This window comes from Dysgonomonas sp. 216 (assembly GCF_010501065.1).
Lineage (GTDB): Bacteria > Bacteroidota > Bacteroidia > Bacteroidales > Dysgonomonadaceae > QVMM01.
Map to the genome: position 1 here is coordinate 58,067 of NZ_QVMM01000008.1, position 15,661 is coordinate 73,727.

8 protein-coding genes are annotated in these 15,661 nt (G+C 36.1%); 3 read left to right on the forward strand and 5 right to left on the reverse strand.

All coding sequences use genetic code 11. The annotated features are described in order from the left end of the window. Positions 1–80 precede the first annotated feature (80 nt). Together D0T53_RS06495 and D0T53_RS06500 are read right to left on the reverse strand one after the other, a co-directional pair. Entirely contained in the window at positions 81–4,316 is a 4,236-nt protein-coding gene (locus tag D0T53_RS06495) for an acyl-CoA dehydratase activase (RefSeq protein WP_370457800.1), read from the reverse strand. Between the two features lie 115 nt (positions 4,317–4,431). Continuing rightward, positions 4,432–4,998 carry a 5'-methylthioadenosine/S-adenosylhomocysteine nucleosidase gene (locus tag D0T53_RS06500; RefSeq protein WP_163266274.1) on the reverse strand — a complete coding sequence of 189 codons (567 nt, stop codon included), beginning with the start codon at positions 4,996–4,998 and terminating at the stop codon, positions 4,432–4,434. Positions 4,999–5,282: 284 nt separating this feature from the next. Here D0T53_RS06500 and D0T53_RS06505 point away from each other — a divergent pair, with 284 nt between their 5' ends. After that, positions 5,283–5,783: a DUF4625 domain-containing protein gene (locus tag D0T53_RS06505; RefSeq protein WP_163266275.1), complete on the forward strand. Its 501-nt coding sequence runs from the start codon at positions 5,283–5,285 to the stop codon at positions 5,781–5,783. Between the two features lie 27 nt (positions 5,784–5,810). On the opposite strand, the gene miaA is transcribed toward D0T53_RS06505, so the two are convergent. Continuing rightward, a complete protein-coding gene (gene miaA, locus D0T53_RS06510; RefSeq protein WP_163266276.1) occupies positions 5,811–6,707 on the reverse strand; it encodes a tRNA (adenosine(37)-N6)-dimethylallyltransferase MiaA in 897 nt (298 codons plus the stop codon). Beyond that, positions 6,707–7,261: a plasmid pRiA4b ORF-3 family protein gene (locus D0T53_RS06515; RefSeq protein WP_163266277.1), complete on the reverse strand. Its 555-nt coding sequence runs from the start codon at positions 7,259–7,261 to the stop codon at positions 6,707–6,709. The genes miaA and D0T53_RS06515 overlap by 1 nt, the downstream gene beginning before the upstream one ends. 356 nt (positions 7,262–7,617) lie before the next feature. On the opposite strand from D0T53_RS06515, the gene uxuA reads away from it, so the two are divergent. Together uxuA and D0T53_RS06525 are read left to right on the forward strand one after the other, a co-directional pair. After that, positions 7,618–8,799, forward strand: a complete 1,182-nt coding sequence (gene uxuA, locus D0T53_RS06520) for a mannonate dehydratase (RefSeq protein WP_163266279.1) — start codon at positions 7,618–7,620, stop codon at positions 8,797–8,799. A gap of 11 nt (positions 8,800–8,810) precedes the next feature. Then, positions 8,811–9,626 carry an SDR family oxidoreductase gene (locus D0T53_RS06525; protein WP_163266281.1) on the forward strand — a complete coding sequence of 272 codons (816 nt, stop codon included), beginning with the start codon at positions 8,811–8,813 and terminating at the stop codon, positions 9,624–9,626. Positions 9,627–9,697: 71 nt separating this feature from the next. On the opposite strand, the gene D0T53_RS06530 is transcribed toward D0T53_RS06525, so the two are convergent. Then, positions 9,698–15,535 carry an alpha-2-macroglobulin gene (locus D0T53_RS06530; protein ID WP_163266283.1) on the reverse strand — a complete coding sequence of 1,946 codons (5,838 nt, stop codon included), beginning with the start codon at positions 15,533–15,535 and terminating at the stop codon, positions 9,698–9,700. Positions 15,536–15,661: the final 126 nt, after the last annotated feature.

The following is a 15,661-nucleotide window of genomic DNA, read 5'->3' on the forward strand; positions in this document are numbered from 1 at the left end:
AACGAATAAATAACAAAGGGTTTTATCTATACATAAAACCCTTTGCTATTTTATAAACTATCTGTTATTTAAGAGATTACTTACGAAATCATAAAATGTAACCTGTTTTGTAAATTTACGTCAGCAATACCTCCATCTATATCCAGGTATAACAGGTTCATATCGGGATATACCGATTTTATACGTTTTTCTATCCCTTTAGCTACCACATGGTTAGCAATACACCCAAAAGGTTGTATACATACAACTTTGTTTATTCCTTTACGAGCGTAATGAGCCACTTCGCCTGCAATAAGCCAACCTTCGCCAAACTGATTCGAAAGATCGATAATCTCAGATGCAGCTTCTGCTTTAGCAAATATAGATTCGCTAGGCATATGGAAACGGAAGTCCGACATTATTTTCTCAACCTTCTTTATCTTACTGTTTATATACTTCCAGAATAGAGGCTGTAGAGCTTTCTCGAACAAGCTAGTTTCTTTCAGTCCATTATCGGTATTCACTTTACCATTAACAAAAAACTGGGCAAGGAAATCCAAAATAGGCGGAGTTATAACTTCAACTTCTTTCGACCGCAACCACTCTGTTATATGAGCTTGTCCGTAACTGTTGTATTTTATATATATTTCACCTATAAGCCCAACTCTTGCCAAATCCTTATCATTGATCGGAATATTATTAAAATCGGCCACAGCCTCTTTTAAAAGGCGAAGAACTGTCTTTGGGTTATTTGCCCGTGTAGCGTCTGCTCCTCGCTCCATATAGAAATCAAAAATCTTCTTTGCCGATCCTTTTTTCTTCTCGCGTACCGATATAGCCGAATACATCTGTTGAAGCGCATCGCCATACAATACCAGATGAATAGCTATTTTAAGAAGTTTTTTCCATTCAACTTTAAACTCACTCTGGTCATTCTGATAAGTATCACCCGAACTTAAAGCTACAACAGGAATATCTCGGAACCCGGCAGCCTGCAAACCAAGTTTAATTTGAGAGAGGTAATTTGTTGCCCTACATTGCCCTCCGGTTTGAGTTATTGCAAGAACAATATCCTGTAAGTCGTATTCGCCCGACTGCAATGCTTTTATAATGTCGCCTAAAACAAGAGTAGACGGATAACAAACCTCATTATGGCCGTAAACCAAACCCAAATCGGCTGATGCTTTATCTGTTTTAGGCAGATTTTGTATTTTATATCCAACTAACTCACCTAAAGCAGGAACAAAAGGCGATAGAAAATCGGCAAACCAGGGCACTAAGATTGTTTTCTTCCTGTCTTCCGCTTCATAACGTACTCCATAATTCTTAAATGGCTTTACATCCTGTTTTTCGTCAGTATTAATTGCTTTCAGAGATTCGACCAACGACCGCAAACGCAAACGAATTGAACCCGGACTAGCAATTTCATCAATACGAAGAACTGTTAGGTTTTTTCCGGCCTGTTTCAATACTTCCATTACCTCATCCATAAAGAACGAGTCAGGACCACATCCAAATGAGTTCAACTGTATTAATTGTACATTCTGAGGAAGTTTTGCGACCTCCATTGCAGCCTGAACAACCCTATTAGGGTACGACCATTGAGAAACTATATTTAACGCACTAAATCCCGCTGTAACTTCTTTTCTGAACACGTCATCAGTAAATACCAATACTCCTAAGTCAGAAAGTATTTGCCCTACCTTTTGATGCACCAAAGGATCGGTATGATACGGACGCCCTGCAACAATAAAAGCCATCTCTTTATCTTTTATCGCTTTATCCAGATAATCTTTTTGCTCGTCCCGTAACTGTCGCTTAAGCTCTGACCGAGCTGACAAAGCTACTTGAAAAGCCTTTCTGAAAACAGATTTCGAAACTCCCAGAGTCGACAAATACCTGTAACATGTTTTCTCTAAAGCTTCATCTGTATTAAATGTTATAACCGGTTTATCGAAAGGTATTCCAAACCTAGCTTCCGGATCGATAGAACTACGAACAACCTCCGGATAGCCGCTAACAACCGGACAATTGAACGAGTTGGATGAACTCCCGAATTCCTTCTCATCTTTCGGTATAATAGGGTAAAATATACGATCGACCTTTTGTTCTATCAGAGACAATATATGCCCATGTACCAGCTTAGCCGGAAAACATATATTATCAGACATAACCCCTCCTACTCCCGTTTGATACAAGTGCACTGTAGATTCTGGCGACAATCTGACGTTGAACCCACACTCCGACAATAGTGCATGCCAAAAAGGATAATTCTCGAACATATTTAATGCGCGTGGTATACCTATAGTCTTACCTTTTTGAATATTTTCGGCAGTTACAGGCCTATTGAACAGAACCTCATTTTTTATATCAAATGCATTGAATCCTTGTTTACGAACATTATTGGTATTATAGAATATCTTTTCGCATTTATTACCTGCATAAGAGATATTACCATTATCGAACTTAAACCGCAATACCGAGCACAAATTTGTACAACCTTTACATTGCAATTCGCGTGTATCTATTTTGTCGGGATCAGACAAACAGATAACTTTGCTAAGTTGTTTAGCACCTTCTTTCTCCCACAATTTATGTGCATATAATGCAGCCCCTAATGCTCCCATTAATTCAGGATAATCAGTAGAACTTACCGATTTTTCGGAAAGCATTTCTAAAGCCCTGTATACAGCATCATTTCTGAATGTACCTCCCTGAACAACAATATTATCGCCTAGTTCATTCAGATTGTTTATTTTAAGCACTTTAAACAAACAGTTCTTGACAACAGAATACGCCAACCCCGCCGAAATATCGCCAACATCAGCATTTTCACGCAAAGCCTGTTTTACTTTCGAGTTCATAAACACCGTACAACGAGAACCCAAATCGCTCGGATATTTAGCCAGACATGCTTCTGTAGCAAATTCGCTTATATCCATATTCATTGTAGACGCAAAATTCTGCAAAAACGAACCACATCCAGCCGAACATGCTTCATTCAACTCTATATTCGAGATTACACCGTTCTTCGTGAAGATTGATTTTATATCCTGTCCGCCAATATCTAGTATAAACGATACATTAGGATCAACATATTGCGCCCCTGAGAGGTGAGCCATTGTTTCAACAATGCCATAGTCTAAACCTAAAGCCGAACGGATAAGATCCTCGCCATAACCGGTTGCTGCCGAAGCCAAAAAGCTTACTTCCACACCTTGAGCTTTCGCTTCAGCGTAAAACTTATGCATCCCCGACAGTACCTTCCTCAATGGATTCCCCTGATTATTATCGTAAAAAGTATAGATAATATTAGCAGCAGAGTCCATCACAACTATTTTTGTTGTTGTCGAACCCGAATCTATGCCTAAAAAGCAATCTACATTCTTTCGTGCACCCAACTTTTCGAAATTCAGATGCTTTATTTTCCGTACAGCTTTCCAATCATTGTATTCTTTTTCATCTTTGAAAAGAACAGGCAGAGTCTCTTTTTGAACAGCAGTAGACACTTCCATTTTTTGAAGAAGTTGCTCTAAAGAACAAAACTGTTCTCTTTTATTATTATATAGGGCAGCTCCCCATGCCGGAAAGTATTCTCCATTTTCGGGCAAAATAAAATCTGCATCGGTTAATTTCAATGCTTCTCTAAAAGAGTTTCGGAGAGCCGGTATAAACGTAAGAGGACCACCTATACACAATACTTTAGGTTCTATATCATACCCTCTGGATAATGTTGTAACCGATTGAATTGCAACAGCATGAAGAATCGAAGCCGAAACATCAGGTATTGGAATATTACGGCTTATCAGATTCTGAACATCGGTTTTTGCAAATACTCCACAACGAGAAGCTATAGGATAAAGCTTCTCGAATTTCAAAGCTTGCTCTCCCAACTCTTCAACCGAAATATTCATTAAACTGGCCATTTGGTCGATAAAAGCACCTGTTCCTCCAGCGCAACTACCATTCATTCGAATATCAGGATGTTTACCCTCTCTGAAGAATACCATTTTAGCATCTTCCCCCCCTAAATCTATCAAGGTACGAGTTTCAGGATAAACATTGTTAACAACCTCTACAGCCGCAACAACCTCCTGAATAAAAGATACTCCGGTACGTTCAGCGATTCCCATACCAGCCGAACCTGTTATATTTATATCATACTCCGAATCAGGGAATAACTGAATTATTTTAGCTATTTCTTCAATAAATGTTTGCCTGATATTTGCCTGATGCCTACGATATGCCTTATATACAATCTGTTGAGTATTATCAAGAAGAACTACCTTTATCGTAGTTGATCCTGCGTCAACACCCATTTTGTATTGTTTTTTCACGAACCTATATATTTTTACAGTTTAATTTGCAAAGATACTAAATAATAATTTCTATATAAATTAGCCTTTGTAGTACTTCACTATTTTATTAGTCTTTTTTAACGGCAGAAGCATATTATTTATCTAAAAACCACTGAGCTAAACCTCCCCGAGCATCTGTTAGCTTATCCTCCCAATGTTTCACAGAGTTTTGCCCGATAATATCCGTTACATATTTTACAGCAATAAACGGAAGATTAAATTTTTTACATACTATAGCCAAAGCAAAAGCTTCCATGTCAACAACATCACCTTCTATTAATTCAGCTTCGGTTACAAAACTATCTCCGGTATTACACGTTCCGGTTAATCCATTGGAAGACAACCAAGATCGGGTTAATCCATCAGCATCCAATTCTTCTCGAAAATTAAGCTCAAAATCAATACCAGGCAATTGAACTGCTTGAAAATCTCTGTCAATAAACCGCCTGCATACAAAAATATTACCAACAGCATGAGTCAACGTTCCGGCTGTGCCTTTGTTTATAACAATATCAGGTCTATTATTACATATTGCCGCAGTCAGGTTCATTGCAGCTTTAGCTTTTCCAATTCCTGTTTTCACGTATTCAACCTTACATCCTTTCAAGGTTATTGGTGTAAACTCTTGTTCTACTGCATATGCTATTAAAACCTTTTTCATATTTTTATATTCTAATGTATTATTCACTAATATAATGGGGCTTTATTTTGACTAAAAGCCTGCAAAGTTACAGATTAATTACAATTTTTATATAAGGATATTTCAATACTATTAAGTAGAATAATAGATATAAAAAGCCGACAATACTAGTAGCAAGATTGTTATAAATAGTTTTAAACCACTGATAAAGTTATAACATATTTTATTAATAATCATTATGCCCAGCAAAGAAACACAAGCCTTTTTTAGTAAATTTGCACCATCATAAACAAGTAGCATTTTCAATGGCACGAATATTTTATACGCTATCAGTACTTTACATATTATCGTCTATACTTTTATCGTGTAGTGGTTCCGACGATGACAATCAAAAGCCTCGAATTGATAATTTCAGAGTTGGGGATACTATTTTAATTGGAGATAGTGTAATAAATTACATATATGCAGATCTTTCCGACAACGGAGGGCTTTCTACTTTTCGTATACAAATAATGCCTTCGCCAAGCATGCAAAAGCCAGACAGCGTTGTTCGCGATAGCTTTGCTTTACAAAAGCATATTCGAAGATGGTCATTCTTTGGCAAAGACACGGCTACATTGAACACCGGATTTGTTGTTCCATCTATTTCTTCTTATTATGATAAAACAACCGGAAAATCGACAAATTACCCAACCCGTACCGGCGAATACATATTGAGATATTCTTGTATTGACCTTGCTGGAAACCAAGACTCAAGCGAAGTTAGTATTACAATACTTTATCCTAAAAAACAAGTTACAGAGTAATACAATACGAAAAAACATCTTCGGCTATCAGGCAATCGATAATATACAGGACATGGCATCTTCTTCGGATGTTTCCGAAAGATTAATCCAGTGAATATCCTTATCCCGCTTAAACCATGTTATCTGTTTTCTTGAATATATACGCGAACTTTGTTTTATTTTATCTATTGCATAATCCAAAGTCCATTCATTATCAAGATATTTGAATAGCTCTTTATATCCGACAGTATTTAAAGAATTGAGTGACTTGAACGGATAAAAACGACGAGCTTCATCAAGCAATCCCTGCTCCATCATTATATCAACGCGTTTATTTATTCGTTCATATAACTCGTCTCTGTTACGTGTCAATCCAATTTTTACGATTTCAAACGGTCGTTCTTTTACTGAATTTGTTCGTAGAGAAGAGTATGGTTTACCCGTCATTAAGCAGACTTCGAGAGCATGAATAACCCGTTTATGATTCTTCAAGTCAACTTGTTTATAAAATACAGGATCAAGTATCTTCAGTTGTGTCCTTATTGCTTCTAGTCCTTGTTCTTCATACATCTGATAGACTTCAGCTCGAAGCTTGTCATCAATAGTCGGAATATCGTCTATACCTTTACATATAGCATCGATATACATCATAGAACCTCCGCTCATTATAATGTACGGAGAATTTATATCATTAATCAATGTTAAGGAATCCTGTTCAAACTCGCTTGCACTATAGTATTCCTCAACATTGAGTTTTGCCACCAAATAATGTTTAGCCCTTTTTAGCTGTTCTTCCGTGGGCGCGGCAGTTCCAATAGTTAATCCTTTATATATTTGTCTCGAATCGGCTGAAATTATCGGGCAATTCCAATATTCGGCAAGATGTAGGCTTAAATCGGTTTTACCGACACCTGTAGGTCCAAGTAAAACGATTAGTTTTTTCATCAAAAATTTTCGTCGTCAGGCAATTGTTCAAAATTATCTAAACCATCAAATCCTTCGGCATCCAATTCGTCTATATCATAAGTTTCATCGCCATAAAAATTCTCGCCAATATCCAGAGAACCGTTTACTGCTGCAATATTATCGAACTCCATAAACTGAACAGGAGGAAGTCCAACTGACTTTGTTATTACTGCTTTATCTAAGTTTTTGCCTGTTATTATTTCAGCTAATTCTATAAAAAATGCCCTCTCTGTCAGGTAATCAAAAACATACATCAATTTTTGTTTTTCATCTTCGAGAAAATCATCCAACGCGCAACCATCCATTACGTAAGAATCTTCCTCCGAGCTGGTATCCATCTCTATCAGAGTTATTTCTTTCTCCTTTTCCCAATTATCATCACAAATAAAAAAAGAAGCCATCTCTCCTTCTTTGTAATCTACCGATTCAAGAATCGTTTTATGAAGATCGAAAAACGTATCATTTGCATCAATTTGAATTTCTCTTTTGAAGTCATCTATCTCGTCTGACAACATTAAAAACCTGAAGATCATAAAACTGTATATTTAAATTATTTATTTTATAGATTATTGTTCTTATAAACACGATAAATACTGAAAAAGCACTCACCTTTTTGTAAACTCAAAGATAATACAATCTTTATTTCTGTCACAATATCAAAATAATTTTATGAACATATCTTCCTTTATTAATAAAAGTTCGATTTGCTTTCTGTGTATATCACAATCCTTTTAATCCCCCAAAACCTTCATTCTGTTAAAAATTAATAGAAACATGAACAAATATGCATTAATATATGTCTATTTTACATTCTTTCAAAGTCTAATAGTCCTTATTTTTACAGAGATAAATTACGATTGATTTATAAAAGAAATACTGACAAAACATTATGAAAAAAACATGGAGATGGTTCGGTAAAAAAGACAAAATAACACTATCCATGCTTCGCCAGATTAGTGTAGAAGGCATTGTTACGGCTTTACACAATATACCCAATGGCGAGGTATGGGATTTAGAATCTATTCTTGACCTAAAACAATACATTGAAGATGCCGGTTTGGAATGGTCGGTTGTAGAAAGTCTGCCTGTCAGCGAAGCTATAAAATATGCTGGTAGTAACAGAGATAAACTTATTGATAATTACATCGTCAGCCTTGAGAATCTCGGTAAGGCAGGAATAAAAACTGTATGCTACAATTTTATGCCTGTTATAGACTGGATACGTACCGATCTAAATTATAAATGGGAAGATGGAACATCTTCTCTTTTCTTCGATAAAATAAAGTTTGCCTATTTCGATTGTATGATTTTGAAGCGTAACAATGCTGAAAATAACTACACAGAAGAAGAATTAAAGAAGGTATATGCTCTTGACAAAACAATTACGCAAGAAGAAAAAGATGCACTTATCGATACGATCATCGTAAAGACCCAAGGCTTCATTAATGGAAATATAAAAGAGGGTGATCAAAATCCCGTTGCAATATTCAAAAGCCTATTGGCCTTATATGATGGCATAGGCCGAAATACTCTACGAGAAAATATGAAATATTTTCTTGAACGTATTATGCCTGTATGCGAAAAATACGGAATAAACATGTGTGTGCATCCCGATGATCCTCCATATCAGATGCTCGGATTACCACGTATTGTAACTAGCGAGGAAGATATAGAATGGATACTAAAAGCTGTGGATAACCCTCATAACGGATTAACATTTTGTGCCGGATCACTTAGCTCTGGTTGCCAGAACGATGTGCCTAAGTTAGCTCAAAAATTTGCTTCGCGTACCCGTTTTATACACTTACGAAGTACCGAAATATTGGAGGGTGGAAACTTTATCGAAGCACCGCATCTCGAAGGGAGGGGGCATCTTATCGACCTTGTCAGAATATTCGAAAAAGAAGACACTTCTTTGCCTATGCGGGTAGATCATGGACGGCTGATGCTTGACGACGAAAAAAACGGGTATAATCCGGGATATTCGTTTTATGGAAGAATGTATGCTTTGGCACAGATGGACGGTGTTATCGAAACTGTAAAGAATGAAATAAAAGAAAATATAATTTAAACAAAAACATTATGAACGAACAATTCAGTATAAAAGGAAAAGTTGCTGTAATTACAGGTGCAGGGGGCGTTTTAGGTGGAAGTATTGCTAAAAGCTTCGTTGATGCAGGTGCTAAAATTGTAGCATTAGATATAAGACAAGAGCAATTGGATGTAAGGATTGCTGAACTCACAGCAAACGGAGGCGAAGCTATCGGCATAATTGGCAATGTTCTGGATATAGAAAATCTCGAAAAAGTTGCTAAAGAGATTATTAGCAAATGGGGGCAAATAGATATTTTACTAAACATAGCCGGAGGAAATATGCCCGGAGCAACATTGAATCCCGATCAGGATTTTTATAATATGAAAATATCGGACTGGGAAAAAGTTACAAGCCTGAATATGAACGGAACAGTTTACCCCAGTATGGTTTTTGGCAAAATAATGGCTCAACAAAAAAGCGGATGTATAATAAATGTTTCGTCAATGGCTGCTTACTCGGCTATAACAAGAGTTCCCGGCTATTCGGCAGCAAAAACAGCCGTTAGCAACTTCACTCAATGGCTTGCAACCGAAATGGCTTTAAAATATGGCGATGGAATACGTGTAAATGCAATAGCGCCGGGGTTCTTTATCGGGGATCAAAATCGTGCTGTACTGATTAATCCCGACGGATCGCTAACCGACAGAAGTAAAAAAGTTTTGGACAAAACCCCTATGGGACGTTTTGGCGATATAACCGAATTGAACGGAGCTGTTCAGTTTTTGTGTAGTCCTGCTGCAAGTTTTATTACAGGAGTAGTACTTCCTATCGACGGTGGATTTAGTGCTTTTAGTGGTGTTTAATAACAAATTAAGTATAGAAATAGAAAAGGTTGCTTTTTGCAACCTTTTCTATTATATTAAAACATCTTTAATTATTTCACTGTAACTGTTATACCATTTGTATGCGATATAAACTCGGGAGCATACAAACACTGTATGCTTGTTATTCCATTCGAGTATGTACCTGATCGACTGACATATAATTCGTATTCGAAAGTATATGTACCTTTTGGCAAATTATCGAAGTAGAAATTTGTAGAAGCATCTTTGGTCGATTGATAGTATACGGCATTGTTCTGCCATTTATTACCCGACAACGTTTCAGTTGGTTCAAAACATGAAGCCCTCATATCTTTCAGATGAACAAACTCCATATCCCTGTCTGTTCTTACAACCAAACGCACAACCACTTTGTCACCTACTTTTAACGACCTACTCTCGTTCACAATATTTAGTTTTCCGTTTTCGTGAACAAATAGCAGTTTATCTACGCTGAAACCATTATTAACCGAGGTAGATATTTTATTAAGATCTTCAAAATACTGCCAATAGAGAGCCCCAAACGAAGGAGTATTACCTTGTTTACTTATCTGAACATTAGCCATTTTTGAATTTATTTCTCCTTTATTCCAGGTCTCTTTAATATATCCTGTTCCTTGTTCAATATTCGAAGTGTCAACTTTTTTACCACCAATAGTTATTTGTGCCGATTCGTTTTTCACATCAAACCAATTACTACCGGTACTTAACAATGCATATATTGCATCTATTGTAGCATGTGTCGACTCCCATTTCTGAGTTTGTTTTTGCTTAATCAACCACTGCTTCAGCATATCCATTTCTTCTGCCGGCGCTTTAGCCTCTTTAAAGGCATCCATTAAAAACACATGAGTTGCAACAGCCGACTGCGACATAAACACATGGCTCCGATTATTAGCCCAGAACATTCCCATTTCGTCTGTCTTTTTAGCGTGCTCTCTCAACGAATTCATAATTTTTGCCGATAATTCCTTGTTTCCGTTCCGCTGCAAAAGAACTACTAAAAGAGAACGCTGATATAAATCGAGTTTCGTCCAATTTTTCTCTACAACCGAAGTATAAAAACGCTCTGCTGTACGAGTCTCCTGATCTATTGGAATATCCCTGTAACTGGATCGTACATATAAATATTCAAGTTGATTTGTCGAGATAGAAGTGATAGTCTCCCAATTCTTATTATATTTTTTGAGATCTTCAAAATCTTCCCTGATTTTTAAATCTATAAACCGGATAGCATTCATTTGCATACGTTTGACTCTCTCGGGATATTGCACGGCATTCATCCCGATAAGTTGAGTAAAACCATACAATATATACTGAGTAATGCTACGGCTTGGATAAAAACCTTTGAACCACGACCAACTTCCGTCGGAATTTTGCAAATCTGACAATTTATCTATTGCCATATTTGTTTTCTGAATATTATTATTTGCATCAAATAACAACGACAATTGCTGTATCTGCTCTGTTTCGTCTTTTGCGTCCAATACCCAAGGTGTTTCTTCTAACAATACGGACTTCAATTCTTCGTTCTTCATCAAGTCCGATGTTAGCGTTTTTTTATCCTGATTCTGTTGTTTCCAAGCTTTAATCATTGCCGATACTTTAGGATACTGAACACCTATTGCTGTTCCTAAAGTATTTACATAATAACTGGCAAACCAGCTTATGGCATCATCTCCCGACGGATTGCTTAACGTAGGCAATGCCTGTACGGCATACCATGCCGGATTAGCTGTATATTCCAAAGTCAGGCGATAATTTTCAGCTGTTTTAGATTTGTTATTAGCAAACTTATCGAAAGTAAAGTACCCATTCTTTCCTGCGTTTACATGCATAGCCATGCTTTCTGTCACCAACATACGGTTAGGTAATACCGATATAGCATGTTGCTCTCCATCGCTAAAGTTTTCACTTTGTGCAATTATCCGACAACCAATCATTTCTATATCAGCAGGAACATCAAAAGTCCAGGATACTGATGCAGAAGCATCTTTTACTATCGAAAACGTTTGCTGTTTATCTGCCATAGGCATATCAATAATATCTTCTGTAACAGGATTAAAAAATTCTAATCTTACATTTCCCGACATCGGGCTTTCCGATAAATTTGATATTTTAGTAGATATACTTGCCTTATCCCCCTGACGCATAAAACGTGGTAAATTCGGAGTAACCATCAACTCCTTTCTCGAAACAGCAATAGCTTCGAGTGCCCCCGATGTCAATTCTTTATTATGTGCTAAAGCTCTGAATTTCCAAAGAGTGTTACTTTCGGGAACAGTAAAACTTATCAATATTTTACCATTACTATCAGTTTTCAGATGAGGGTAAAAGAATGCTGTTTCGTTAAAATCACGACGGATTTGGGGTTGCGATTCATCTGCTTTTTCTATCTGTCCGGCACCTGCTTCTTGTGTTAGAGTAGCCCCATTCGATTCAAATTTTGCTTTACTAGCCACAGCAAGTCCTGCGACTCTACCTTGTAACGCATCATCCATCGAAGCCTCCTCCATTTCGGCCAAATCGCTCGAATTTACAACTGCTGCAGCAGGCATTACAGTACTACCTGTTCCTCTTATTCTCATGGTTCTGCCGTAGAAAGAAAAACCAAACCATCTTAATTCATCAAATTCGAATTTTTTATAATCGAAACGAGAAGTTCTTCCATTATAAGTCTTATACAGGTTATTATATCCCTCTCCCGAATTAAGTCCAACAGGATTAGCTATATATTTGGAGTTTTGATATATATTCCAATAAGCAGGCTGGTAAATCTTATCAAGCGACGAATCGTACATCGAAGCCAATAGTTCGGCAAATGCAGGCTTATCCTGATTATCGGTAATTGATATACGCCACTCCTCATTTTGCCCCGGACGCAATTTATCCCTGAATACGTCAAACCTAAGATTCAGCTTTTTCTCCTCTTTTTGTAGCTCTATCAGTTGTTCTTTTCTGTATACCTCTTCATTTACAACATAAGTAAAACAAGCATATACATTTTCGCCATACGATTCGTTATATGGTATTACAAAAGACTTATTTTCATTATTGTATTTAATTTGTTGTTGCTGCAATATTTTGTTATCCTTTTCCAATTCGTAAAGTACTGTAATATCCTTTGCCGATATACCTAAAATAATTTCAGCAGCTTTTCCTTGTCCAAACTTAGGTTCTTTCACAATCCACCATTCATTCGTTTCTATTGCAGGACGTTTATCTTTTTCGGAATAGAGGACAAATTTATTCTCGTTTTCTACCAGATTGCCATTACTATCATTAGCCTGAAGTTTTATAAGATATTGTCCCGAAGGTATTTTTTTTAATTTTTCTTTCAGTTCATCCTGTTTGCCAAGTACAAATTCACCCGTCAATACTTCTGTCTTCACTGAATCATTGTCTGTCATTTTATATACTGTGTACTTACCGTTTGCCGAACTTATTTCATAACCATCAAGATTAGTTGCTTTTATATTAATAACAGCAGCACTTTCTTTACTTAGCATCTGAGGAATATCGGCTGAAAGAATCATCGAAACGCTTCCAACAGAAAAGCGATAATCTCCGGTTTGAGTTTCCCCATTAATATCGGTAACCGTTGCTGAAACATTGTATGAATAAATATTACGCCACAATGGAACAATATCGGAACCCGATTTTTCGGGTATCATAAACGATATTTCGAACGATCCATCTTTTTGTGTAACACTAACACTATCAGCTATAGTCTCTGTATTACCGCCAAACCATCTCCACAATGAGCTTTGAGTTACTTGATATTCAACCTCGGCATCCTGAATCTTAATTCCCGAAAAATTTTCGGCATGTCCTTTTATTGTTATCTTTTCGCCAAACTTGTATGTCTTATCTATCTTGTCGAATGTTATTTGAAAAGTCGGACGCTTATATTCTTCAACATTTATGTAAATGGAATTATCATTTATCCATATCGAATATGTACCTGTATTTAAACCTTTAGGTATGGTAAACTCGCCCGATAAAGAACCAAATTCGTTTGTCGTCACTTTTGATTCACTTATTGTCTGTCCGTTCGAATCTTCAAATTCAACCTCGTAAGTTTTGTTCGGAATAACCCGAAATCCGCCACCTTCATTTTCAGAAGATATTATACACTTATAATAAACTATCTGCCCGGGACGATATATACTTCTGTCGGTAAATATATCTGTTCTTTCTGTTTCTGTTACAATATTAGGCTGATCTCCGCCTTGCCAATATCTGTAATCGTAAGGAAAAGAACATTTCAACCCCGAATCATCATTTTTTGTCGACACCTGATATTTATATTTATTTCTTAGAGAATAATCCTTGTTTATATTCTCATCTATTGTAAGCACAGTAAAACCCTTGTTGTCGGTCTGTGCTGTTTTTAATATTTTATTATCTTTCAGAATTTTGACAGAAACATCCTTAACCGGATTTCCATTAAGCCTGTTTACTACATAAAATTCATATTCCCGTTCGCCTTTAGCTCGAGTTAAAACCATAAGGTTTGTTACATACAGAGAAAAGTCATCTTTATAGGTATTATTTTCACCAAAATTAGCCTTGATTTTATATTCACCAGCTTCGGTAATACCTAGATCAACATCTTGTTTCTCTTTTATATAAGTAGTTTTTGGAGAAAGCTCTATATTTATTGTTTTCAAAAATTTAAAACTGCCATCTACCGCTTTTTTAGATATAGTTAATGTACCCGTTTTTATATTATTATACTCTAGTTTCAGTTTTTTATCTTTTTTATCAGCTGCAAATATTGTTTTTCCCGAAATATGGGCATAAGGACGTTCCATATCTCTCAACTGAATTTTAAGAATATTTACCCGTTCGTACTTCGGATACATATCAATGCCTTTTAGACACCAATCGTAAGCCTGGGTTAAATCGGCATCTGTGTTTTTTCTTTTATATAAATCGGCTATTTGGTTTATAAGCTCTACACAGGTTTCGTCCGACTTATAATTATTGAATATATCTAATAAGAAATCAAGACTTTGAGCACCACTTGTACTTCTGCCATATACACTCGATATTAATTTATACCTTTCCAGCTCGGTAAGAATAATGGTTCCGGTCATATTACGATTATGCAGATTTTCCAAATATTCCTTAATATATAGAAAAGAAACAGCAGTAATATTGCTTCCAAAGGATTGTGAATCCAACTTTATAAAATCCGAAGTATTTAAAGTTACTTTATCAAAACTCAACAAAGGTTTGTCAGCATATCTAATACCATTAATATTCTTGCTTAATTCTATACACCTTTTCATTAAGAAGTCATACAAGGTGGGATAATATTTCTTAGAGTCTGCCCCTTTTTCTATAAGTTCGTTATAATCGGATATTTTTTTAGTTAGCAGTAAATCAACATTTTCCACCGATTTACCAAAATGCTCAAATATTTTATCTTCAAAAATATTTGTAGTCCATTCTTTCATGTCTTCAGGAATATAGTTTCCTAAATTTGTCCGACCTTTTATACTCCAATATTGATCGTTGTAGTAGTTCAAATAAAGTTCCGCAATATAAGTGTGCAATAACGCATTATCCGCAGGACCTGAAATATCTTTCAGCAAGTTTTCTAAATCGGAAAACAACCCCAGATTGTCGTCCGAATCAGTTATTATCTTATACTTATTTTTACAAATAAGAGCTTTTATTATTTGCTCATTATTTTTTTCGGATATTGCTTGTGCCAACACCTCATCTACAACATTTGCAGCCGATTGCGGCAAACTTTCAGCTTCGTATTTATTAGCCTTTATCCATAATTCGGCATAATCTTTCATTTTTTTCGATTTAGTTTGTGCCTGAACTCCTGTACATATTAATATCAGGATTATAAAAAGAACTCTCTTTTTCATACTGTCTAAAGTTTTTATCAAAGAATAAAAGTACAAAAAGATATTGCAGAAAAAACATTGGAGGTTAAAACTTTTTTTAATTATGTTAAATATTAGTTTAATCAAAATATCGACAGGAATAAAAAA